The sequence below is a fragment of the Gemmatimonas sp. UBA7669 genome (assembly GCF_002483225.1).
Taxonomy (GTDB): Bacteria; Gemmatimonadota; Gemmatimonadetes; order Gemmatimonadales; family Gemmatimonadaceae; genus Gemmatimonas.
Genome location: NZ_DLHL01000026.1, coordinates 12,641 through 33,080, shown reverse-complemented (window position 1 = coordinate 33,080; position 20,440 = coordinate 12,641). Strand labels below are relative to the sequence as shown.

General features: G+C 65.8%; 21 protein-coding genes, 8 tRNA genes and 1 pseudogene. 4 read left to right on the top strand and 26 right to left on the bottom strand.

The window, feature by feature from the left end; all coding sequences use genetic code 11:
- Positions 1 to 23: 23 nt before the first annotated feature.
- The 5 genes and pseudogenes from B2747_RS07470 to B2747_RS07450 all read right to left on the bottom strand — a co-directional run.
- Positions 24 to 173: pseudogene (locus tag B2747_RS07470) on the bottom strand (VOC family protein); the annotation flags it as partial.
- 78 nt (positions 174 to 251) lie between these two features.
- Positions 252 to 590, bottom strand: coding sequence for a metal-sensitive transcriptional regulator (locus tag B2747_RS07465; RefSeq protein WP_291158580.1), 339 nt, complete (start codon positions 588 to 590; stop codon positions 252 to 254).
- Positions 574 to 3,009, bottom strand: coding sequence for a heavy metal translocating P-type ATPase (locus B2747_RS07460; protein WP_291158578.1), 2,436 nt, complete (start codon positions 3,007 to 3,009; stop codon positions 574 to 576). Before B2747_RS07460 ends, B2747_RS07465 begins: the two co-directional genes overlap by 17 nt.
- Before the next feature lie 45 nt (positions 3,010 to 3,054).
- Positions 3,055 to 3,483, bottom strand: a complete 429-nt coding sequence (locus tag B2747_RS07455) for a cupredoxin domain-containing protein (RefSeq protein WP_291158577.1) — start codon at positions 3,481 to 3,483, stop codon at positions 3,055 to 3,057.
- A 32-nt stretch (positions 3,484 to 3,515) separates the two neighbouring features.
- Positions 3,516 to 3,734, bottom strand: a complete 219-nt coding sequence (locus tag B2747_RS07450; RefSeq protein WP_291158576.1) for a heavy-metal-associated domain-containing protein — start codon at positions 3,732 to 3,734, stop codon at positions 3,516 to 3,518.
- Positions 3,735 to 3,967: 233 nt separating this feature from the next.
- On the opposite strand from B2747_RS07450, the gene B2747_RS07445 reads away from it, so the two are divergent.
- A complete protein-coding gene (locus tag B2747_RS07445) occupies positions 3,968 to 4,684 on the top strand; it encodes a hypothetical protein (RefSeq protein ID WP_291158574.1) in 717 nt (238 codons plus the stop codon).
- 348 nt (positions 4,685 to 5,032) lie between these two features.
- Here B2747_RS07445 and B2747_RS07440 read toward each other — a convergent pair whose 3' ends face one another.
- From B2747_RS07440 to B2747_RS07380, 13 genes are all read right to left on the bottom strand, one after another.
- On the bottom strand, positions 5,033 to 5,545 hold the full coding sequence (locus tag B2747_RS07440; RefSeq protein ID WP_291158572.1) for a type II toxin-antitoxin system YhaV family toxin: 513 nt from the start codon (positions 5,543 to 5,545) through the stop codon (positions 5,033 to 5,035).
- Positions 5,546 to 5,572: 27 nt separating this feature from the next.
- A complete protein-coding gene (locus tag B2747_RS07435; protein ID WP_291158570.1) occupies positions 5,573 to 5,950 on the bottom strand; it encodes a hypothetical protein in 378 nt (125 codons plus the stop codon).
- A gap of 196 nt (positions 5,951 to 6,146) precedes the next feature.
- Positions 6,147 to 6,219: transfer RNA gene (locus B2747_RS07430), tRNA-Gly, on the bottom strand.
- A 114-nt stretch (positions 6,220 to 6,333) separates the two neighbouring features.
- Positions 6,334 to 7,173: an Ig-like domain-containing protein gene (locus B2747_RS07425; RefSeq protein WP_291158568.1), complete on the bottom strand. Its 840-nt coding sequence runs from the start codon at positions 7,171 to 7,173 to the stop codon at positions 6,334 to 6,336.
- Between the two features lie 135 nt (positions 7,174 to 7,308).
- Positions 7,309 to 7,380: transfer RNA gene (locus B2747_RS07420), tRNA-Thr, on the bottom strand.
- Between the two features lie 39 nt (positions 7,381 to 7,419).
- Positions 7,420 to 7,501, bottom strand: a tRNA-Leu gene (locus B2747_RS07415).
- Between the two features lie 88 nt (positions 7,502 to 7,589).
- Positions 7,590 to 7,664 (bottom strand) — tRNA-Asp (locus tag B2747_RS07410).
- Positions 7,665 to 7,699: 35 nt separating this feature from the next.
- Positions 7,700 to 7,771, bottom strand: a tRNA-Glu gene (locus B2747_RS07405).
- Between the two features lie 47 nt (positions 7,772 to 7,818).
- Positions 7,819 to 7,891, bottom strand: a tRNA-Glu gene (locus tag B2747_RS07400).
- 84 nt (positions 7,892 to 7,975) lie between these two features.
- Positions 7,976 to 8,048 (bottom strand) — tRNA-Trp (locus B2747_RS07395).
- Between the two features lie 57 nt (positions 8,049 to 8,105).
- Positions 8,106 to 8,179, bottom strand: a tRNA-His gene (locus B2747_RS07390).
- A 169-nt stretch (positions 8,180 to 8,348) separates the two neighbouring features.
- A complete protein-coding gene (gene efp, locus B2747_RS07385; RefSeq protein ID WP_291158566.1) occupies positions 8,349 to 8,915 on the bottom strand; it encodes an elongation factor P in 567 nt (188 codons plus the stop codon).
- Between the two features lie 101 nt (positions 8,916 to 9,016).
- Positions 9,017 to 9,793 carry an arylesterase gene (locus B2747_RS07380; RefSeq protein ID WP_291158564.1) on the bottom strand — a complete coding sequence of 259 codons (777 nt, stop codon included), beginning with the start codon at positions 9,791 to 9,793 and terminating at the stop codon, positions 9,017 to 9,019.
- Here B2747_RS07380 and B2747_RS07375 point away from each other — a divergent pair.
- Both B2747_RS07375 and B2747_RS07370 read left to right on the top strand, forming a co-directional pair.
- A complete protein-coding gene (locus B2747_RS07375; RefSeq protein WP_291158562.1) occupies positions 9,792 to 10,490 on the top strand; it encodes an ABC transporter ATP-binding protein in 699 nt (232 codons plus the stop codon). The genes B2747_RS07380 and B2747_RS07375 overlap by 2 nt on opposite strands.
- A complete protein-coding gene (locus tag B2747_RS07370; protein ID WP_291158560.1) occupies positions 10,487 to 13,288 on the top strand; it encodes an ABC transporter permease in 2,802 nt (933 codons plus the stop codon). Before B2747_RS07375 ends, B2747_RS07370 begins: the two co-directional genes overlap by 4 nt.
- Positions 13,289 to 13,331: 43 nt before the next feature.
- Here the strand turns inward: B2747_RS07370 and B2747_RS07365 are convergent, their stop codons facing one another.
- Entirely contained in the window at positions 13,332 to 14,195 is an 864-nt protein-coding gene (locus B2747_RS07365; RefSeq protein WP_291158558.1) for a hypothetical protein, read from the bottom strand.
- A 262-nt stretch (positions 14,196 to 14,457) separates the two neighbouring features.
- On the opposite strand from B2747_RS07365, the gene B2747_RS07360 reads away from it, so the two are divergent.
- Positions 14,458 to 16,092, top strand: a complete 1,635-nt coding sequence (locus B2747_RS07360; RefSeq protein ID WP_291158556.1) for a tetratricopeptide repeat protein — start codon at positions 14,458 to 14,460, stop codon at positions 16,090 to 16,092.
- A 26-nt stretch (positions 16,093 to 16,118) separates the two neighbouring features.
- On the opposite strand, the gene B2747_RS07355 is transcribed toward B2747_RS07360, so the two are convergent.
- From B2747_RS07355 to B2747_RS07325, 7 genes are all read right to left on the bottom strand, one after another.
- Positions 16,119 to 16,313, bottom strand: a complete 195-nt coding sequence (locus B2747_RS07355) for an AbrB/MazE/SpoVT family DNA-binding domain-containing protein (protein WP_291158554.1) — start codon at positions 16,311 to 16,313, stop codon at positions 16,119 to 16,121.
- Between the two features lie 204 nt (positions 16,314 to 16,517).
- Positions 16,518 to 16,724, bottom strand: a complete 207-nt coding sequence (locus B2747_RS07350) for a DUF2283 domain-containing protein (RefSeq protein WP_291158552.1) — start codon at positions 16,722 to 16,724, stop codon at positions 16,518 to 16,520.
- Positions 16,721 to 16,957 (bottom strand): hypothetical protein, encoded by a 237-nt coding sequence (locus B2747_RS07345; RefSeq protein ID WP_291158550.1) that lies wholly within the window; start codon positions 16,955 to 16,957, stop codon positions 16,721 to 16,723. Before B2747_RS07345 ends, B2747_RS07350 begins: the two co-directional genes overlap by 4 nt.
- Positions 16,958 to 17,439: 482 nt before the next feature.
- Positions 17,440 to 18,384: a copper resistance D family protein gene (locus B2747_RS07340; protein WP_291158548.1), complete on the bottom strand. Its 945-nt coding sequence runs from the start codon at positions 18,382 to 18,384 to the stop codon at positions 17,440 to 17,442.
- On the bottom strand, positions 18,381 to 18,800 hold the full coding sequence (locus B2747_RS07335; protein WP_291158546.1) for a copper resistance CopC family protein: 420 nt from the start codon (positions 18,798 to 18,800) through the stop codon (positions 18,381 to 18,383). Before B2747_RS07335 ends, B2747_RS07340 begins: the two co-directional genes overlap by 4 nt.
- A gap of 103 nt (positions 18,801 to 18,903) precedes the next feature.
- The gene (locus tag B2747_RS07330) at positions 18,904 to 19,767 is read right to left on the bottom strand and encodes a M56 family metallopeptidase (protein ID WP_291158584.1); all 864 of its coding nucleotides are present in this window, start codon (positions 19,765 to 19,767) and stop codon (positions 18,904 to 18,906) included.
- Positions 19,768 to 19,945: 178 nt separating this feature from the next.
- Positions 19,946 to 20,353, bottom strand: a complete 408-nt coding sequence (locus B2747_RS07325) for a BlaI/MecI/CopY family transcriptional regulator (protein WP_291158543.1) — start codon at positions 20,351 to 20,353, stop codon at positions 19,946 to 19,948.
- Between the last annotated feature and the right edge of the window lie 87 nt (positions 20,354 to 20,440).

The following is a 20,440-nucleotide window of genomic DNA, read 5'->3' as shown; positions in this document are numbered from 1 at the left end:
GTAGACATTTTTCAGGACTAGACACCGTTGGGTGCATCGGGCGACACCACTGTCAGCCAGCTCACCTCACCCATCGGGATCTCCGTCTTCTTCACGAATCCCAACACGTCGGTGTAGAACGCCAACGCCTTGCGCTGGTCGTCCACCATCACACTCATCACGTGCATGCGCAGGCTCATCGCGTTTTCCTCTTGTCACTGGGGAGTGGCCATCGCTCGACGATGGCGCGGAGGGGGGAAAGATACCAGGTCTCACCGACTGTGCTTGTACATCATCTCTACCAACTCGTCATACATCGCGTTGGCTTCTTCAGGCCCGCTGTGAATGGCATGCGTGGCGCAGTGCTTGAGATGGTTGCGCATGAGCTCCCGCCCCACCGCGCGCAGCGCCTCGTGCACCGACGAGATCTGCGTCATGATGTCGCCGCAGTAGCGGTCCTCCTCCACCATCTTCTGAATGCCGCGCACCTGTCCCTCGATGCGCCGCAAACGCTTGAGGTTGCGCGCCTTGATATCGGGGTCCACACCGTGGGCCTTTCGGGGTTCCGATTCGTCCTCCACGACGTTGAGCACCCTATGCGATTCGTGCATGACGCAACCTCAAGCTGTTGGTGACCACACTGACGGAGCTGAACGCCATCGCGGCGCTGGCCAGAATGGGACTGAGCAGCAGACCGAACGCCGGATACAGCACACCCGCCGCGATCGGAATGCCAATGACGTTGTAGATGAACGCCCAGAACAGATTCTGCTTCATCGTGCGCATGGTACGACGCGACAACTCCACGGCCTGCGCTGCCGAGCGCAGATCGCCACGCATGAGCACCACATCGCCAGCCTCCACGGCGATGTCCGTGCCCGTGCCGATGGCCATGCCCACATCGGCCTTGGCCAACGCCGGCGCATCGTTGATCCCATCTCCAACCATGGCCACCACCTGCCCCGTGCGCTGCAGCCGCTCGATCTCCGCCACCTTGCCGTCGGGCAGCACCTCGGCCACCACACGGTCAATGCCAGCGGCTCTGGCCACGGCCTCCGCCGTGCGCCGATTGTCGCCCGTGAGCATGACCACCTGGAGGCCCAGCGCATGGAAGCGTGCAATGGCCTCACGCGAGCTCGGCTTGATGGGATCGGCAACGGCTATCACCGCCGCCAGGGCACCATCCACCGCCACGTACATGGGCGTCTTCCCATCACCCGCCAGTCGCTCGGCGTCATGCGAAAGCGGCGACACGTCCACCGCGTAGTCCGCCATCAACTGCGCGTTCCCCACTGCCAGCGCCAGGCCCTCCACCACACCAATCGCGCCGCGTCCCGTGCGTGACTCAAACGCTTCGGGCACCGAAAGCGTACGCCCCGCATCACGCGCATGTTTGACGATGGCGTCGGCCAGCGGATGCTCCGAGAGTGTTTCCAGCGACGCCACAAGTTGCAGCACCTGCGCCGCATCCATGGTGCTCGATGGCGCAGGCACGAAGTCCGTCACCGTCGGCCGTCCTTCCGTCACCGTGCCGGTTTTGTCGAGTACAATCGTGCCCAGGTCTCCTGCACGCTGCAGCGCCTCGCCACCCTTGATGAGCACACCGAGTTCCGCGCCCTTGCCCGTAGACACCATGACCGCCGTTGGCACAGCCAGGCCCATGGCGCAGGGGCAGGCGATGATGAGCACCGCCACCGCCGCCGCAAACGCGCGCACCGCCGGCGCCGTGTCAGCCGCCACGTACCACACCACAAACGTGGCAATGGCCAGCGACAACACCACCGGCACAAAGATGCCGCTGATGCGATCGGCCAGTTTCTGGATGGGTGCCCGACTGCCCTGTGCATCACGCATCAGTTGCACAATGCGCGCCAGCACACTGTCGGCACCCAAGGTCGTGGCCCGATAATGAAAGGCTCCCGTGCGGTTGATCGTGCCGCCAATGACCGCATCACCCGCGCGCTTGGCCACCGGGAGCGACTCACCGGTGAGCATGCTTTCGTCCACCGCGCTTTCACCGGAGAGCAGCACGCCATCCACCGGCACCCGCTCTCCAGGCCGCACGATCACCGTCTCGCCCGCCTCCAGCGTCTCGATGGGCGCATCAACTTCCACCTCGCGTCCGTCTACATCCTGCCGCAGCACGCGCGCCGTCTTGGGCTGCAACTGCACCAGCGCGCGCAGCGCCGACGCCGTCTGCTTCTTTGCGCGCGCCTCGAACGCATTGCCCGTGAGAATGAGCGCGATGATGATGATGACCGCCTCGTAGTACACATCGGGCGCCACACCACGCGACGTGAAGAACGTGGGCGCCACGGTGGCCAGCACCGAGTACACGAAGGCCGCGCCCGTACCCACCGCCACCAACGTGTTCATGTCCGCCGAGTGATGACGGAAAGCCGCCCAGGCCCGCGTGTAGAAGTGCCGGCCCGCCCAGGCCATCACCCCAAGCGTCACCAAGAGCAAACTCCACGAAATCACCGACGCGGGGATGGCGTAGAGCCACGGCATGACGGCGCGCAGCGCCGGCGACAGCGACTCCATGGCCCAGCGCATGAACGGATCGGCCACCACGCCGGTATGCGCATGCCCTCCCGCCATGTCCGAGACGCCCGGCGCCATGAGCGGCATGGACACGATCATCGCGACCACACCGGCCACACCACTCACGATAGCCTTGCGACGGAGCTCCGTGAACTCTTCGGCCGACGCACGATCGCGCGCCTCCTGCTCCTCGAAGGCCGTCTGATCCGGCGAGGCCAGTTGCGCGCCATACCCGGTGGCTTCGATGGTGCTGACGAGGCGCTCCGCCGACACCACACGGGGGTCGAAGTGCACGGTGGCCGTCTTCATCATCAGATTCACATTCGCGTCGGCAACGCCGGGCTGCTTTTCGAGGGCACGCTGCACACGAGCCGAGCACGCGGCGCAGGTCATGCCGCTCACCGGGATGCGCACGGTTTCACTGGCGCCGGTATTGCGCGCGCCATCAGTGGCGCTGGTTTGGGTGGCTGTGGTTGTGGTACTCATGAAGTCTCCCTGCATCCTGCGCGCCGTGGGCGCGCGGTTGCACGCTCAGTCGGTGACGACGAGTGTGCCGCGGAGCATGCTCATTCCGCAGGTGAAGTCGTAGCGTCCCGCCTTCGGCGGCGTGACCTCAACGACCGTGCGCTTGCCACTGGGGAGGAACTTGCGAATGCCGAACTCGGGGAAGACGACCTCCTCCGAGCAGCTGCCGCTGTCCCTTCTATCGAACACCAGGCGCAGCGGACGCCCAGCCTCAACCTGCAGCACGGCGGGGCTGTAACCGCCGTCCACCACGATGGTGTGCTCCGTGGGCCCGCTCGGCGCCGCCTCCATGCTCGACGTCGAACGTGGCGACGACGCCGCGACAGACATCGCCACCGGCACCGGCGTCCGACCGGCGAGGAAGAAGTACCAGTTCACCCACGAAATGGCGGCGAGCCCCGCGCCAATCACGAGCCAGTCCGTTCCGTTGATCATGGTCGTCTCCGTGTGGCGGATCGCGTGTGCGATCAGTTGATGCTGGCCGTGTAGCCCGCGTCGCTTACGGCATCGGCGATGGCCGACGGCTGCACCACCGCGGGGTCGTACCGCACAGTGGCTGAGCCGATGGCCACCTGTTCGATGGTCACACCGTTCAGTTCTCCGAGGGCCTGCTTGACGGCCGATACGCAGTGGCCGCAGCTCATGCCGCTGATGGTGAGCGTGGCGCGAGTATTGGTGCTGTCCATGGACTGGGTCTCCGGTTGAGGCTGCGCTGCGAAGTGCAGCGCGAGAAGGGGAAGCAATACCCCTATAGGGTATAGTATCGCATACCCCCCAGGGCTATGTCAAGTAGGGTTCCACGATTGCCTTGCCTCGCTGATCGCTCGACCCGTTGCCCACAGGCTCCGAGCGGCGTCGTGGTACCAAGGCGGCCAACCACCTGAAGCCCGTCGATCTAGCGTGCAAGGAGCTGAATCCTGTGTCCACCGTGAGTATTGCCACCGGCAGGGCGAAGGCCCTGCGCCGTAAGGCACAGCGTGCAGCACGGTTGCCAGGGGACCTGCCTCAGGGCTGGTCCATCAGCCCGGTTTCGCCGATGCGTGTGCTGGGGGCGTTCGACACACTGCGTATCAGGCCGGATCATGCCTTGCACGCGTACTGTTTTCGATCAGGTCATGACGGTAACGGCGTGGTGTATGCCACGCCGGCGCACTCGCCGTTTCCGCCCCCGGAGCAGTGCCAGACCTTGGTCGACTTCTTCAACGTACCACGGCCGCCCTCGGCGCTCGACCACGTCATGGATGCCATCGAGGGTGACGGCTCCCCGCTGTCATACCTGAGCGCGTCGTTGCTCTATCGCGAGCTATGCGAGTTCGCTGCGCTCTGGCACGGCGTGAGTTGGGGTGCGTGTCAGTTGCTTGGCAAACCGCCCGCCCAATCCCGCGACAATCGCGGTCGGCGGAAAACGGCCGACAATCTGCAGAGCAACCAATGGACCTGGCGGCATCGCGACCGCGAAGACTGGCCGCCACGGGTGACGCACACCGAGCACGGCGTGGAGGTGCGACTCCACATTTTCAATCCCGTTGGCATTGAACGGATCTACCGAGTTACGGATGTGTTCCAACCGGGACGCTACACATTCACCACGCACACACTCGAACTCGCCGAGGGGGCGATGGGTCAGATCTTCTAGCGCCTCGGCGACTTTGGCGCGAGTTGGCGTGACATATATGCCGGGTGGAGTTGCCAGACTGTCGTGGAGTGGCAGGGCCCGCGTCCCTCCACGACACTCCGGTAGGGCCAAATCATCGAGCCTCGCCATTCTGAGGGTTCGTGATTTGAATTCATGCGACGTGTGGCTCTTGCTAGCACTGTGAGTTGAGATAGCAGTTGAAGGATCATACGTCACCACCGTGACTCCACCGAAGGAGAGGGGAGTTGGACGTTTCCCAAACCCAATGTGTTGCGACACGGTGGCTGTGGCCAGATTCTCCAGATCCACATCGACGGTGGGCGCGGTACCTCCGCCGGCGCCGCGCGCTTACCGGCCCTTGTCGGGGAGCGGCGCGTGCAGCGTTTTCGCCCCGGCCACCAAAGCGCCCCACGTCTCCGGCACTTCGCCGCGTGAGAGCATCCCGGCGAACACCTGATAGGGGTCGGACGTCGCTCCGTCCTTTCGAAGTGTCTTCTCATCGTTCAGCCACGTCAGCACGACAAGCTGATGGGCGGAGCTGAAGCGATAGAACAAGCGAAGGCGCCCAAGGAACTTTACCCGGCGCCATGCGCTGAGGTTGGCCTTGAGTCGGTAGTCTGCTGCGTTCGGATCGCGTGCGATGTGGTCCCTCAACAGACGCACCAGCGCGGCAAGCACGGTGGCCTCCGGAGTTGACAGGGGACCCGTGGGGCTGGCCACGCGCTGTGCGGCGACGGTGGTGATCAAGGCGCGCCAGCGCTCGTCGAAGTCCGGCCACGCCACGAATGTCCAGCCATTGAGCACGAGAGGCGCCGCTTGCGGCGGCGCCTCCTTTGCTTTGGCACGCTTACGAGCCGGCATGCTGGCCTGCCCGAACGAGGAGATCCGTCACGGAAGCTCGAAGTCGTCCGGGAGACGGTCGCGGTCGAGGTCGACCCGCATTCCCGCGATGAGCGCTTCCGCGAGCGCAAACTCGCGCATCGACATCTCACGCAAGAGGTTCGGCTGCTCGATCATGGTCCGCTCGCTCCAAGCGAGATACGCGGCGGCGACGGGATCGATGTCGTCTGCGCCATCGCCAACACGCCCCTTCGCGGGATCCGGCGTGCGCGGCCGCAACAGGATCGTGCCCGCGCCGAGGTAGGCGGCCTCGAAGCTGCCCTCATGCAACTCGGGGTGTGCTTGAAAGAGCGCGGCGTCCATCCGGTAGCCGCGTGAGTTGCCGATCTGCGCCGGGCTGGCGCTGTAGGTCTCGATCTTGGGCATGAAAGCTCCGACTTGACGTTATAACCAACGTAATAACATCCAGCCGTTCCCGCTAGCCACTGGAGGTAGCGCACCGCCACGTCAATCAATTGGCCCCCGCAGACTTGTGTGACGTTTGGTGTGATCACGAACGAAAAAGGCACCCGTTTCCGGGTGCCTTTGCCGTAACCACCAGTCTGACTTCGAGTGCTGCGAGAGCGGGCGACCGGGCTCGAACCGGCGACGTCCAGCTTGGGAAGCTGGCATTCTACCAACTGAATTACGCCCGCGAAGCGCGGCCAACCGCACCGCGTTCCAAGTCACAAGCTACTCCCGCCGCCCCGCCCCGGTAAAGGCCCCGCCGACCACCGACTCGGCGGCTAACCACTCAGCCGGCAAGCCGCTCAGCGCCGCTGCCGCAGCACAAACTCCAGCGAGGCGCCGTTCTCGAGGCGTGCCGTCACACGCACCACGCCCTCGGGCAACGTGGATTGCGGCATGGTCACCCGCACCGAGGCCGTGCCTGCCGCCGAGGTCCGCACACTGTGCGCCTCGAGCACGCCAGCCGAGGTCTGCCAGCGCACGACGGCATCGGCGACCGGATTGAGATACACGTCCTGCGCCCGCACGACGAGCGGGGCGGACTGCGCGCCGGCAGCGAGCTCCTGATTGTCGCCGTCCATCAGTTCAAAGGTGTTGGGCGCGAGCGCGCGGGCCGTCGCCGCAATGCGCAGCGAATCGCCGGTGGTGAGCAGTGCGGCCAGCACCTGCGTACCGGCGCTGCGCCCCAGAACCCACGAAGTGCTCGCGCGCCCCAGCGAGTCGGCAGCGCTGCTGGCAAAGCCCACCGTGCCGCCACCGCTGCGCACCGCCCACAACACCACCGAACCGGGCAGCGGCTGACCGTCCTGGTCACGCACGATCACACTGGGCAGGGTCGGCACGGCGGAACCCACGTTGGCAACCTGGCCGTCCACACCGGCGCCCATGACCAGCGACGTGGGAATGCGCCCGTTGGGCGTGTCCGTCCCCGTGCTGGAGTTGCAGCCCGTGATCACGGCGCTCAGCAACACGCTTGCCGCGCACACCACCGTCCTCCGACCCATGTTCGCCTGCTGCACCGCCACCTCGTATTTCTGGACCCGGCCGACGGCCCGAATGGCCTCGGCGATATCACGCGTCGCACGTCGCGCGTCGCGCATCCCGCGCAGCGCATCGCACATCACGCCCATGCCAACACGCATCGGCTTGCCAGGCCCTACCCCGCGAACACACGCGCATGCCACAGCATGACTCACTATGCACTGTCTGCATGCGACACAAAAAAAACACGCGGCCTCCGACACTATCGGAAGCCGCGTGCTGTCCATCGTTTGAAGAGCCACAGATCGGGATTGAACCGATGACCGCCCGATTACGAATCGGGTGCTCTACCACTGAGCTACTGTGGCGGTACTGAGGTACTGCGAACCTTCGACTGCAGAGAGGCATGCTCTGGCGCGGACTCGAACCGCGACGCCTTGCGGCACCGCCCCCTCAAGACGGCGTGTCTACCAATTTCACCACCAGAGCGCTGGCACTCCGATGCCCGAACCGGCACACGCGGACTGCTGTCCTGCACCTGCGTCATGCACCTGCAACCTGCGAGCCATACTGCTGACGGGAGCGACGGGGCTCGAACCCGCGACCTCTCGAGTGACAGTCGAGTGCTCTAACCAAACTGAGCTACGCCCCCCAACAACACCTGCACCTGCGTTCCTGCACCTTCGATAGCTCCAACGGGAATCGAACCCGTCTCTCGACCTTGAAAGGGTCGCGTCCTAACCGATAGACGATGGAGCCGTATGCACTGCACCGGCCTTCCGGTCCCGGACCTGCAAAGCCAGCGATAGCGGTAACGGGATTCGAACCCGTGTTCCAGCCTTGAGAGGGCTGTGTCCTAGTCCCCTAGACGATACCGCCAAACTGCAGCTACGAGTGATGAGCTTTGAGCTCTGAGTAGAGCACTCAAACCTCACAGCTCACAACTCCAAGCTGCTGTTGTAACAGGCCCGGAGGGAATCGAACCCCCAACCGCCGGTTTTGGAGACCGGTGCTCTACCAATTGAGCTACGGACCTCCGGAGAGCGGCGTTGGTCACGATTTCCGCGCCCCGCTACTCGCCAGTGTGACTCAGGGTGACCGACGGGAATCGAACCCGCAACCCCCGGAACCACAATCCGGTGCTCTAACCGATTGAGCTACGGCCACCATGACGAGCTGCAGCGAACCACCGCTCGTGCCCCTGCAGTCACCGCTTCAGCAACCGGCTGCGTTCCACAGGAGACGCCAAGGCTAACCGGTCGCCGCGAAGATTTCAAGCGGGGGGCGGGCTCTTCTGTCAAAAAACTTTGCCGCCCCGCCCGCCTGACTCTCCCGCTCAGTCCTTCGCGCGGTCGAGGTACTCACCGGTGTTCGGATTGACACGCACGCGCGTGCCCTGCTCCACGAACTCCGGCACGTTCACCGTCACGCCGTTCTCCAGCTTGGCCGGCTTCGACGACGCCGTCTTGGTCGCACCACGCACCACCGGCGCCGTGTCCACGATCTCGAACACGAGCGAGTTCGGGAGCTGGATGCCGATCGGCCGGCCGTTGTAGTACTCGGCCAGGATCTTGAGACCCGGCTGCATCCACGGGGCCGAATCACCCAACGCTTCTTCGTCGAGCTCGATCTGGTCGTAGTTCTCGGCGTTCATGAAGTGGTACGAGTCGCCGCCTTGATACAGGAACTCGAGCTCGTGCGTTTCCATGTCCGCCTTCACGATCGTGTCCGCGGCACGGAAACGATGCTCGAAGCTCGAACCCGTGCGCAGGTTCTTGAGCTTCGCCTGCACCATCGCGCGCAGGTTGCCCGGCGTGTGGTGACGGAACTCGATGACCCGGCACGGATCGCCCTCGAACACGAGGACCATGCCGCGGCGGATTTGCGTTGCGGAGAAAGCCATAAGAAAGACCTGCGCGCAGGTTGAACGTCGGGTTTGGACCGGAAACCGGTGCAGCCTCGAAACATAGGCCCCCTGGCCGCCCTCCGGTAGGGCCTGCCCGCCTATCGGACCGTGGCCCCCGACCCCGCCGAATCCGCCTTGGCGCCATCAGACGCCAGCAACGGCCGGATACCCGTCCACAGGGTGGCCGCCACCCGACGCGCCCCCTCGGCATTGGGGTGAATGCCGTCGCCCTGGTTGAGCGCCGCCACCCCGGCCACCCCTTCCAGCAGGAAGGGCAGCAGGGGCACCTGCCGGGCCGCCGCCGCCTTCACGTAGGCCTCGTGAAAGGCCCGCGTATACTGCGGCCCGAGGTTCGTGGGCGCTTCCATCTGCACCAGAGCCACCCTGGCCCCCGGCTGCTGCGTGCGCACACTGTCGATCAGCCCCAGCAGGTTGGCGTAGGTCGAGTCGGGGTCCACACCCCGCAGCCCGTCATTGGCACCCACCTCCAGCACCACGACATCAGCCGGCTGGTCCAGCACCCAGCCCGCGCGGCGCAGCGCCCCCGCCGAGGTCTCGCCGCTGAGCCCCGCGTTGACGATGCGCACCGGCACGCCGGCCGAATCGGCCAGCGCCTGCAGCACCGACGGGTAGGCCTTCTCCGGTGGCAGGCCAAGGCCCGCCGTCAGACTCGTCCCGAGAATGACCAGCCGCGGGGCACGTGAAGCCGGCTCTTTCGCGTTATCCGGTGTATTCTCCGCTCTGGCCGAGGCCGCTGCACCCGTGCTGTCCGCACGCGCCGCTGCCCCGTCACTGCACGCCATCGCGGTGCCTGCTGCCATCAGCAGCGCCGCCACGGCCATCCGACGTCGGTTCCCCTCTGATTGCTCTCGCATGCTCGTCGCTCGTGGGTTGACCAAGGAGTATAAGTCCGGCACCCAGCATCTGACGGTGCTGGATCATGTGTCCTTTGACGTACCGGCCGGGGCCTTTGTGTCCATCGTCGGCCCCTCCGGCAGCGGCAAGACCACCCTGCTCGGCCTGCTTGCCGGACTCGATACCCCGTCGCAGGGCTCGGTGTCCCTCGATGGGGTCGACCTCAATACGCTGGACGAAGACGCACGGGCGAAGCTGCGCGGCGAGAAAGTGGGCTTCGTGTTTCAGAGCTTCCAGCTCATTCCCACGCTCACGGCGCTCGAGAATGTGCAGGTGCCGCTCGAGCTCTCGGGCACCGGCACGGTGCGCGAAGCGGCCACACGCGCCACCGACCTGCTCACCCGCGTGGGGCTGGGCGACCGCATTCACCACTTCCCGCAGCAACTCTCGGGCGGTGAGCAGCAGCGTGTGGCGCTGGCCCGCGCCTTCGTGAACGAGCCGCGCATTCTCTTCGCCGACGAACCCACGGGCAATCTCGACGGCAGCACCGGCGAGCGCATCGTGGAACTGCTGCAGGCGCTCAATCGCGAGCGCGGCTGCACCATCGTGCTCGTCACACACGACCCGGCCCTCGCCGCGCGCACGCAGCGCACCATTCGTCTGCGTGATGGCGTCATCGTGGAAGACGTATTCCATCAGCACGACCAACCCGCATGACCATCGCGACCTTGCTGAGGTTGGCCTGGCGCGAAAGTCGCACGGCCCGCCGCCGGTTGGCGCTGTACATGTCGTCCATTGCGTTTGGTGTCGCGGCCCTCGTGGCCATCGACTCCTTCGCCGGCAACGTCACGCGTTCCATTCGCAATCAGTCGCGCGCCCTCTTGGGCGGCGACATGGCGCTGCAGGCGCGCAACGCGTTCCCGGCCGTCATCGACACCATTGCCGATTCGCTGCGAACGGCCAACGTGCCCATGGCTCGCGTGACGACGTTTGCCTCAATGGCGCTGGCCGAACCCGCTGGCACCACACGTCTCGCACAAGTGCGCGCCGTGGGGCGCGGCTATCCGTTCTACGGCGCCGTGGAAACCGTGCCCGCCGACGGCTGGGCGCGTGTGCATGACGACAGCATTGCGTTTGTCGACGCCTCGCTGCTCGTGGCACTCGACACGCGCGTGGGCGACACCCTGCGTCTTGGCAAGCAGCGCTTCACCATTGCCGGCACACTCGGCAATGTGCCGGGCGACGCCGGCATCACGGCCGTCATCGGCCCGCGCATTTATGTGTCCGAGCGCTGGTTGCCGAGCATGGGGCTGCTGCAGTTCGGCAGTCGCGCCGAATACGAAATGGTGCTGCAGCTCCCCGCGTCGCAGCAGAGCACGAGTAGTGCGGCCCTTGTGGCGCGCAACCTGCGGCGCCGCATCGATCCGGTCGCCGCTGCACTGCAGGAAGCCCGCGAAGCGCGTGGTGACGACAACGAACGTGCGGGTCCTGGCGGTGGTGAAGCCGAGGAAGACACCACGGTCACCTTGCCGCTCGGTGTTGATAGCAGCGCGGCGCTGGCTACCGCAGACAGCAGCAGCGATACGCGTAGCGCCACAACCGATTCCGCCTCCGCTGCCACAGGCCTCAGCACCCGCACGCCGGCCACTCGTGTGCGCGTGCGCACGGTGGCCGACACCGAGGAGGACCTCACCGAGGCCGTGCTGCGGCTCGCGGATTTTCTCAGCGTGATTGGTCTCATTGCGCTGCTGTTGGGCGGCATTGGCGTGGCCAGTGGGGTGAACGCGTTTGTGTCGTCCAAGATCGACACCGTGGCCGTGCTGCGCTGTCTTGGTGCCACCAGTCGTCAGGTCATGGCGCTGTACGTGGTGCAGGCGGCGGCCATGGGTCTGGTTGGCGCCACGGCCGGCGCCGCCTTGGGTGTGGCCGTGCAGTTCCTCCTGCCCAAGGTCACGGGCGAGTTCCTGCCCGTAGACGTGGCCATTCAGCTCGAGCCCCTGCCGCTGCTGCTGGGACTCGGCACCGGTGTCTGGGTGTCGCTGGTGTTTGCCTTGCGTCCGCTGCTCGCACTGCGCCGCGTGTCGCCGCTGCAGGCCATTCGTCGAAACGCCGACCCGGCGGCGCTGCCCAGTGAATGGCGCGACGGCGCACGGTTGCTGGTGGACGGCCTGCTGGTGGGCAGTGTCGTGGCCATTGTGCTCTCGCGCATTGGCAATGTGCGTGAGGGCCTTGCCACCACCGCCGGCATCGTGGCCGTCGTGGGTGTGCTCTGGGTGGCGGCCACACTGCTCATTGCACTCGCGCGTCGCACGACCCGTCCGTCCTGGCCGTTTGAATTGCGTCAGGGCATCGCCAACCTGCACCGCCCCGCCAATCAGACACGCGCGGTCACCCTCGCGCTGGGCTTTGGCGCCTTCCTGCTCAGCACCGTGTATCTCGTGCAGGCCAATCTGCTCGGCACCGTGCAGGCCACCACCAGCGGAGCCGCGGGCAACCTGCTGTTGTTTGACGTGCAGGACGACCAGGCCCCGCCGCTGGACTCGCTCTTCCGGGCGCGCGGTCATGAGGTGGTGCAGCGCACCCCCATCGTCACCATGCGCATCGATGCCATCAACGGCCGCAGTGTGACCGAGCTGCAGGCGGATACCACGGTGCGACGCGCGGGCTGGACGCTGCGCCGCGAGTATCGCTCCACGTATCGCGATTCCATCTCGGCCTCGGAAACGCTGGCCAGTGGCGAGTGGTTTGCGCCGGCCGCCGAGCGGGATGCCGCGCGTGCGGCCAATCCCGATGCACCGTTTGCGCTGTCGCTCGAAACCGAACTCGCGCAGGACCTGGGCGTGAGTGTCGGCGACACGATCGTGTGGAACGTGCAGGGGGTGCCCGTGCGCACGGTGCTGGCCAATACGCGCACGGTGAACTGGGGCCGCTTCGAAGCCAACTTCTTTGCCGTCTTCGAACCGGCCGCGCTACGTCGTGCGCCGCAACAGTTCGTGTTCATTGCCAACGTGCCGGCGGGTGATGCCCTGTCCACCGTGCAGCGTGACATCGTGCGGCGTTTCCCCAACGTGTCCAGTCTCGATCTCACACTCGTACGTCAGACCATTGGCAACATCGTCGATCGCGTGACGCTGGCCATTCGCTTCCTCGGTCTCTTCTCACTGGCCATGGGTGTGCCGGTGCTCTTCAGCGCCGTGGCCGCCACGCGCCGGGCCCGACTGCGGGAAGGTGTGTTGCTGCGCACCCTGGGCGCTTCGCGCCGTCAGGTGGCGCGGGTGCTGCTGGCGGAGTATGCGGCGCTCGGCGCACTCGGTGCACTCACGGGCATGCTGCTCTCGTTTGGCGGCGCCTGGGGCATCACGACCTTCCTGTTCGACACGCCCTTCGACGCGGCACTTGGCCCAACGGCCATCATTGCGGTCGGCATGCTGCTGCTGACCATGCTCATTGGCTGGCTCACGAGCCGTGATGTGTACCGCGAAACACCCATGATGGCCATCCGCGACGCGGGCTGATACCGCGTCGCGCGTTCAACGCCAAGCAATCAGAGTAAAGCGCTCAGCGCCGTACGATCAGTCCGTAACCGGTCGTACGGCCATTGCGCTGCGCAATCCACACGCGCGCACCGGTCATCTCGCGCACCGGTTCGGGCAGCACTACACGACGCACGCCGCTGCCGTCAGTCAGCCGCAGGCTGCCATCCGACTCGACGATCCCATCGAGCGCCGGCACCCCCTCGTGTGCGCGCACGACAAAGTCCGACACCACCACATCACGTGGCGTGACCTTGACCCCACGCACCGTGACCTCGGTGCCCACCAGCTTGCTTAGGCCACCGGTGGCCATGCCGCTGAGGGTGACCGTCTGCGCGCCCTGCTTGAGCGCCACGTTGCGCGCGGGTTCAGCGCCCTGCCACACCAGCACGCCGCGTACGGAGTCACCACGCGCCCTGTCGGAGCTCGCGTCAGTGGCGGCCAGTTGTGCGGCAATGGCGCGCGCCATGGAGTCGCCCCTGGCCTGCGCGCGGCGCGACATCTCACGCCCGGCCGATGCGGCCAGTTCCGCCGTGGCCGCCACCGCCGCCGCCCCCGCCTCGGTGAGTACCGGGGCAATGGTCCCGTCGCCGCTGCCGGTGGTCACCATGGCCGAGTCGACCTGACGGTCCATGGCCCGCCGCATGGAGTCCAGCATCTGCTCCGTGCGATCCGGTGCACGCAGCATGGAATCGGCGCGTGCGCTGGCGGCTTCGATCTCCTCGGGCGTGGCCTTGGGGATGATCGTGTCCTGCGACCCACCGCAGGCGGTCGCGAGCACCGTGGCCAATATGCTGGCGGCGCTGCGTAGCGGAGTGCTGCGTAGCGGAGTGCTGCGTAGCGGAGTGCTGCGAGGCATATTCATGAGCGGGAGTTCACGGCGCGACATGTCTCCAACCTACGACATCCCACGCACACGTCAACGCGAAATTTGCGCGGATGCTGGCATGCCGACGTTGCGGTGGCATATTGCGCTTCCCCCTCTCGAGTGGCTGCACGCGCATCGTGTGGCGACTTGCCAGTCTTTTCCGCGGCGGACCGTCTCGCATTCTGCGAGGGTATCACGGTCCGGGCACGATCCTGATGACAGATGGCTGGACACGTGACGCCCCCTGTCACGGCGCGTCAGCCAAGGTATGGTCCACTCCGGCATGACCCAGCACGATCCCGCACTCCCCGCTGACAGTTGGTGGGAAGACAACGACCGAGGCCTCGCCCTTTCCGCCGACGCGGAGTGGAGCGAGGCCGCGGAGGCGTTTGCGGCGGCGGCCGATGCCCTGGCGCGCCGGTTGCCGGCCGATGCCACGGCGCACGACCCGCTGGCCATGGTGCTCGGCAATCTGTCGCAGGCCCTGTATCGCGCGGGCCGCCTGGACGACGCCATTCAGCAGGCACAGCGGGCCTGCGCCCTGCGTGTCGCGCTGGCCGGCGAGGACGGCATGCCGGTGGCGCGTGCGCGCACCGATCTGGCCGTCATGCTCGCGGCCGCCGGTCGCGCAGACGAGGCCATGGCGCTGGTGCAGCGCGCCATCGCGGGCATCGAGCATCGTGTCGGCGACGAAGACGCGCGCCTGGCCACCGTGCTCGAGAACGGCGCACGCATTGCCCTCGCGGCCGGTCATCCGGCCAACGCCGAGCCCATGCTGCTGCGCCTGCATGCCCTGCTGGACGCGCATGAGCTGTCTACCGCGCGTGCCGATGCGCTGCTTGCGCGTGTGGCCGCTGTGAGAGCCCGTCAGGCGCAGGAGGCGTCGCTCACACCGCCCGTTGGATTGCCAGTGGCGCCGCCGGCTCCGGTGTCAGTTCCCATGCCGACTGATGTGTCCACGCCCTCCATGACGCCGGTCTCGGCCGTGCTCGCGGAAGTCACGCGCACGGTGGCCGAGCGCGAGGCCTTGGCGCAGGCCCAGCAGGACGACGTGGATGCGTTGCTTGTGCCACCCGCTGCACCGGCGCCTGCTCCGTCGCCTGCGCTGGTGCCCGTGCCGCCGGTGTACGTGCACAGCAGCATTGCCGCCGACGACGACTGGGAAGATCAGCCGCTACGCGATGCCGTGGTGCTCACCGATGTGTTGTTGCGCACGACGCCGTCTGGTGTGCCGGCCATCTCCGAGCCGGTGAACCAGCTCGACACCGTGGAGATCATCGACACCATCGAGATCACCGATGCCGTCGAATCCATCGAGACCGTCGAGATGGTGGAGACGGTAGAGTCGGTGGAGATGGTGGATGCCGTGGACATCGAAATCGACATCGTCGATACCGCGGAGATGATCGCTGCGCCAACACCGGCAACGGATGCGCCGGTGAATGAACCACCGGCCATGCTGGGCTTCACCGTGCAGCATGGCATCGTGGACGACCCGACCATTGATCTCGTCGAGCCCGCGCCGGTCATTGAGCCGGTCGAGGTCGTTGAGGCCATGACGCCCGTCGTGGTCACGGAGCCAGTCGCCATTGTCGATGACGTGGTCGCGCCTGCCCAAGCCGTGGCCCCGGCGCCGGTGAAGGACACCGCGCCCCCCACGCCGCCGCGTCAGTCCCCGCGCAGCGTGGCCGTGGTGCTACCCACACCCGACAAGGGACAGCAGGCCATCTCCACCGAAGCCTCGGCTCCTGTGCGCGGCACTGCGAGAAAGCCGGCCACGTCGAGCAACAGCAAGCGTGCTGGCGCGGCGCCTCGCGGCGAAGTGCCGTCATCGGGTGGTGCCATGAAATGGGTGGCCGCAGGTGGTGCGGCACTGGCGGCAGCCGGCGGCGCCGTGTGGTGGTTTCTGCTGCGCTGAGGCATCGAGCAGGTTCACACGCGGTCCTACTCGCGGACGCTCGTCGTGTCGATCCCCTTAAGGAAGCCCCGCATCGTGTTCATAGACTGCACGGGGATGAACTCGACCCGGTTCTGGTATTGGAGGGCCTGCACCTTCTGGCCCGGCTCGAGTCGCAGCGCCTTCCGGATTTCCCGGGGAATGACGACCTGGAACCTCGTAGAGATGGTGACGATCGCCATAGAACCCTTTTCGATAGAAGTACTGAGAAATGGCCTCGCCGAGCAACGGCGAACGGCGACATCACGGTGCGAAGCAACCTCGGACTCCTCCCGCGCAACGTGAGCTCGCGGGCCACAACTGGGCGAGCTTGGCGCGGAAAGAGCGCAAGACCTGTTCGGCGGGGATGCCAGCGACCGTGCCCACGCGAAGCGCAGCGAGCAACGTTACGCCGCGCTCGCGTCGATCTCCTCGATGCGCACATGCGGCAGGCGCGCCACGGTCGCCGCATGTTCGATCGTCATGCTCACCAGATTGCCTGCCTTGTCGAGATCGACATAGACGTTCTCACTGATCTCGCGCGTCTCTTCCACTTCGGCGTCCGAAAATTCGAGTAGCGCCGTATCCGTATCCCTGAAGTACTTGACGTTCATGGCTCGAACCTGCGGTCAAAGAAGGCGTTGTGGACCGTGAGCGCGTCCGAAAGTAGCACCACCCGGAGGTACCGCCCTACCTCTTGAATGTAGACCCATCGACGAATCCGGCCATCCCCTTGGGTCGCCTCGGCAAGCGGATGTTCGATCGCCCGCACGATCCATTCGTCCCGAATCGCGGCGCGGTCGGCCCTGGCCCGAGTGTACGCGAAGTATTCTGTTGTCTTGAACATGGGGGCTTTCTGAATAGTGCGGCGTCGCGCCCGCTTTGACCACCGTCAGCCGATAGCCGAACGCGCCCGGCACGACCTGCGCGAGCGTACGCGGTCTCCGGGAGGCGAATCGGGGCGCGCGGCAAATGAAGGAGCCCTGCCATCCCTACTGATCCGTAGGCACGGAACCGGCCCTTCGTGCCGCCCGCCAAAGGAAAAACCAGCTGACCGCCGTGCACCCGGTACTGAGCGGCACCAGCCAGCGGCTCAGACCACTTGAGAATGGTGCCAAGATCAGCGAGCCTCCGAAGCACAAGCCGCTGAAGATGAGCCAACGGCGAGCTGAACGTTCTGACAGAGTCGATGTCAACGATTTCTCACATGATTTGGGTGTAACGTGTGCTTCTGCTGCAGACACTCCATAAAATGCGCCCGCGAAGCGGGCGCTACAATAGCGTGGCTGTCAGCCAGCAAGCTTCGTTATGCCGGCCCTGTCCTACGCGCTATTCGCCAGGCATTGGAGTGGCGACAAGCACCGCAGTCACCACCAGCACGAGCACTCCCGCCGCGAGTTCCACGAGTGAAGACCGTCGCAGCGCCGCGCTACCATTTGACTGGCCGAGCGACGGAAGCACACGCCGCCAATTGTATGCGCCCGTCCCAGCTACAACCCCGAGAAGCGCAAGCTTAAGCAGAAGCGTGCGCCCGTACACGCTTTGCCAAAGCGCGGCCGCACTACCGAGGTTGACCCATGCAGTCGCGAGACCCGTGACCGCAAGCACCGAGGCAAAGATGAGAGCCGTGGGACTGAACGCACGCACAAGTGCGGCGATTCGCGCATCGGCGCTGCTTGCATGCTCTGTGCTCACTCGACCCGCAGCAGGGACCGCAACGAACGTCAGCAGCGCCAGGCTCCCGAGCCATCCACCGGCGCCGACCACATGGACGAACTGCGTCGCGATCGCCAGCATCGGCTCCGCCGCAGCTGCGGGATGACCAGACCACGGTTGCGTCACAGTGAACGCGAAAACTGCGCCGGCGAGAGTCGCCCACCCTGCTGTGGTGTTCTGTCGTAGTCGAGGTGCGACCCAAGTCACTGCGACCGCACTGGCTAGCGCCACCAACCACGTGCGCCCCCACCCCGCGCGAAACAGGAGTGCGGAGAGCGACTCGCCCGACGGTGCAACATCACCACCGAACACCGCAGCGTGCTGCGCGCCGAGTCTCGCCAACGTTGCGAGCAGTGCCACCAACCCGAGTGCGAAGATCCACCGCGGAAGCGTGGAGTCGATGGCATCCCGCAACTCCCGAGCATCCGGCCCTTCATAACGACGCAATACCACGAATCGCAATGCGAGCGCGCCCAGTAGCAGAACCGTGCAGGCGGACAGTACCGCCCGAATTGCCACGAAGGCCGGAGACTCGACCCCGAAGACGCTCTCCATCATCGAGCGGTCAGCTCACGATGCGAGGATGGCGGCGCTGCGGAGCGTGCCGCGAGGACCTCGAACGTGAACGTGCCACGCACTGGATGACCGTCATCACCCGTGACTTGCCACCGAACGGTGTAGCGACCCGGCGCGAGGGAACCGACAATGCTCGCGGTCACGGTCTTGTCGTCGCCCTGGGCGAACTGAAGCGCTCCCAAGCGGATGGCCATCTCGCCGTGGTGCAACGTCACGCGGGTGAGCGCGAGATCAAGTGATTCATTAAACGTGAGCGCAACTTCGCGTGGCGCTTCTGCGGAGCGACTGTCGGCGGCTGGCGTCGACTTGAGCAGGCGAGGATGGGCGCTCGCGGCGCTCAGCGGGATGGCGAGGGCAAGTACAGCGATGAAGGCAAGCGAACGAAGGGAATTGCGCATAGGGGAGCAGGAGTGGGTGAAGGCGCTTTACTGTGTGTAAAATATTACTGTCGGCTGGCCGCGCCGCAAGGGCACAACCCTTCGTCGCCTTCCGGTGCAGGCATTACGGCGTTGAGCGACGCGCGGCCTCGTGCGGGCATCCATCGCCCCCAAACGACCAGCCGCGGCAGAAGAGATGCGTGAGTGGGTTCGCCTCCGGATGGTCGCAATGCGCTGGCCCGTGGGCTGCGTGCTGGCCCGGGTCGCTGAGTGGATGCAACACCATCACGCCGGAACTCCAAGCAAGGAGCAATGCCACCGATGCCGCAATGAGCGAACGCGTGGACGTGTGTGATACCACCAGTGCATCCTCGCCGGCAAGACGCCGAATGCGGCGCGGCAACAAATCGGCGCGCTGAAATCCCACTGTCGCGGCAACGGGAGTCGATGCCCCCCCGCCGAGCTTGAGCACAGCTGAGGCGAGCGGCAACGCGAGGCACAGCGCCACTTCATCGTCAGCCGTGATCTCCACCTCGTCCTCCAAGTCAGCGGCGACTCGGCGAAGGACGGGAAGCCAAAACAGCAACGAGGCCAGCGAGCGAAGTGCGAACAGACGCAGCGGATCGCGTCGCCGCAGGTGCACGGCTTCGTGCGCGAGCACGGCGGTGAGCTCGTCAGGTGTAAGTCGCTCGCTGAGGTCGGTCGCAACGACGACCCGTGGCCGAACCCAACCCGTCGTAAAGGCAGGCATCGGTAGTCCACGCACGGCCCACACTTGCTCGATGCGAAGTCCTGCCGCGAGCGCGGCACGTCCCATCGCAGAGTCTGGGCTCACGCGCGCTTGTGGAAGGTCGCGCATGACGCGTCCGTGTCGCCACAGCACCCGCCCCCGCTCCAATACAACGAACACGACGCCCGCGTAGAGCAGCCAATGCGCAATGTCGTGCACGGGCTCAAGAAATTGGTGCAACGCGACCAAGCACAGCATCGCGAGATGATGTTGCTCGGCCGAGAGCCACGGTACCGCGCCGAGCACGTGATGTCCGACGACTGGCGTGACGCCGAGGAGCAGCAGGGCGACAATTGCGAAGAGCAAGAGGCGCCGGCGTCGCTCCTCCCGGCGTATGACAGGGGGGCGGACGCCGGCGCTCGCCGACGCCATCGCGTTAACCGTCCTGCTCGCGAAGCTTGCGACGAATCAGGCGTGCGAGTTCGGCTAGCTGCTCGGGATCGCGTTCGGCGAGCACGTCGACGATCGACGCCGTCACCGCTTCGGCACCGAGCGAGAGGATACCCTCCACCGCCCGCCGCGAAGCTTGCGAGACAAACTCCGGCTCGTCCACGCGCGCCGTGAAATGCAGCAACCCATCCACGCGCCCGCGCGACAGAAACCCCTTGCGCACGAGGCGATTGAGCACCGTCGTACTCGTCAGGGGTGAAACAGGATGCTCAGCCCGCAGACGGTCGTGAATCTCTCGCGCACTCAGTGGCCGCGCGGCGTCCCAGCACAGTCGCATCAGTCGGGATTCGAGCTCACCTAAGACGGTGCCAACCCCGCTCCCTGAGAGATTCATCGTCTCCGGGAGCCGGGGTGACTTGGGAGAAAGGATACGACGCTTGCGAGGTGACATACTCTGACTCTAGGGGCGAGAGGGTCGGTG

What these genes read in the sequence shown, in the direction of transcription:
- B2747_RS07360 (WP_291158556.1), top strand. Translation starts at nt 14,458, where the DNA reads ATGACCCAGCACGATCCCGCACTCCCCGCTGACAGTTGGTGGGAAGAC.
- B2747_RS07460 (WP_291158578.1), bottom strand. Translation starts at nt 3,009, where the DNA reads ATGAGTACCACAACCACAGCCACCCAAACCAGCGCCACTGATGGCGCG.
- B2747_RS07435 (WP_291158570.1), bottom strand. Translation starts at nt 5,950, where the DNA reads ATGCCCAAGATCGAGACCTACAGCGCCAGCCCGGCGCAGATCGGCAAC.
- B2747_RS07325 (WP_291158543.1), bottom strand. Translation starts at nt 20,353, where the DNA reads ATGAATCTCTCAGGGAGCGGGGTTGGCACCGTCTTAGGTGAGCTCGAA.
- B2747_RS07340 (WP_291158548.1), bottom strand. Translation starts at nt 18,384, where the DNA reads ATGATGGAGAGCGTCTTCGGGGTCGAGTCTCCGGCCTTCGTGGCAATT.
- B2747_RS07330 (WP_291158584.1), bottom strand. Translation starts at nt 19,767, where the DNA reads ATGCTGTGCTTGGTCGCGTTGCACCAATTTCTTGAGCCCGTGCACGAC.
- B2747_RS07455 (WP_291158577.1), bottom strand. Translation starts at nt 3,483, where the DNA reads ATGATCAACGGAACGGACTGGCTCGTGATTGGCGCGGGGCTCGCCGCC.
- B2747_RS07365 (WP_291158558.1), bottom strand. Translation starts at nt 14,195, where the DNA reads ATGTCGCGCCGTGAACTCCCGCTCATGAATATGCCTCGCAGCACTCCG.
- B2747_RS07355 (WP_291158554.1), bottom strand. Translation starts at nt 16,313, where the DNA reads ATGGCGATCGTCACCATCTCTACGAGGTTCCAGGTCGTCATTCCCCGG.
- B2747_RS07425 (WP_291158568.1), bottom strand. Translation starts at nt 7,173, where the DNA reads ATGCGTGTTGGCATGGGCGTGATGTGCGATGCGCTGCGCGGGATGCGC.
- B2747_RS07380 (WP_291158564.1), bottom strand. Translation starts at nt 9,793, where the DNA reads ATGCGAGAGCAATCAGAGGGGAACCGACGTCGGATGGCCGTGGCGGCG.
- B2747_RS07440 (WP_291158572.1), bottom strand. Translation starts at nt 5,545, where the DNA reads ATGCCGGCTCGTAAGCGTGCCAAAGCAAAGGAGGCGCCGCCGCAAGCG.
- B2747_RS07345 (WP_291158550.1), bottom strand. Translation starts at nt 16,957, where the DNA reads ATGTTCAAGACAACAGAATACTTCGCGTACACTCGGGCCAGGGCCGAC.
- B2747_RS07370 (WP_291158560.1), top strand. Translation starts at nt 10,487, where the DNA reads ATGACCATCGCGACCTTGCTGAGGTTGGCCTGGCGCGAAAGTCGCACG.
- B2747_RS07350 (WP_291158552.1), bottom strand. Translation starts at nt 16,724, where the DNA reads ATGAACGTCAAGTACTTCAGGGATACGGATACGGCGCTACTCGAATTT.
- B2747_RS07335 (WP_291158546.1), bottom strand. Translation starts at nt 18,800, where the DNA reads ATGCGCAATTCCCTTCGTTCGCTTGCCTTCATCGCTGTACTTGCCCTC.
- B2747_RS07450 (WP_291158576.1), bottom strand. Translation starts at nt 3,734, where the DNA reads ATGGACAGCACCAATACTCGCGCCACGCTCACCATCAGCGGCATGAGC.
- B2747_RS07375 (WP_291158562.1), top strand. Translation starts at nt 9,792, where the DNA reads ATGCTCGTCGCTCGTGGGTTGACCAAGGAGTATAAGTCCGGCACCCAG.
- efp (WP_291158566.1), bottom strand. Translation starts at nt 8,915, where the DNA reads ATGGCTTTCTCCGCAACGCAAATCCGCCGCGGCATGGTCCTCGTGTTC.
- B2747_RS07465 (WP_291158580.1), bottom strand. Translation starts at nt 590, where the DNA reads ATGCACGAATCGCATAGGGTGCTCAACGTCGTGGAGGACGAATCGGAA.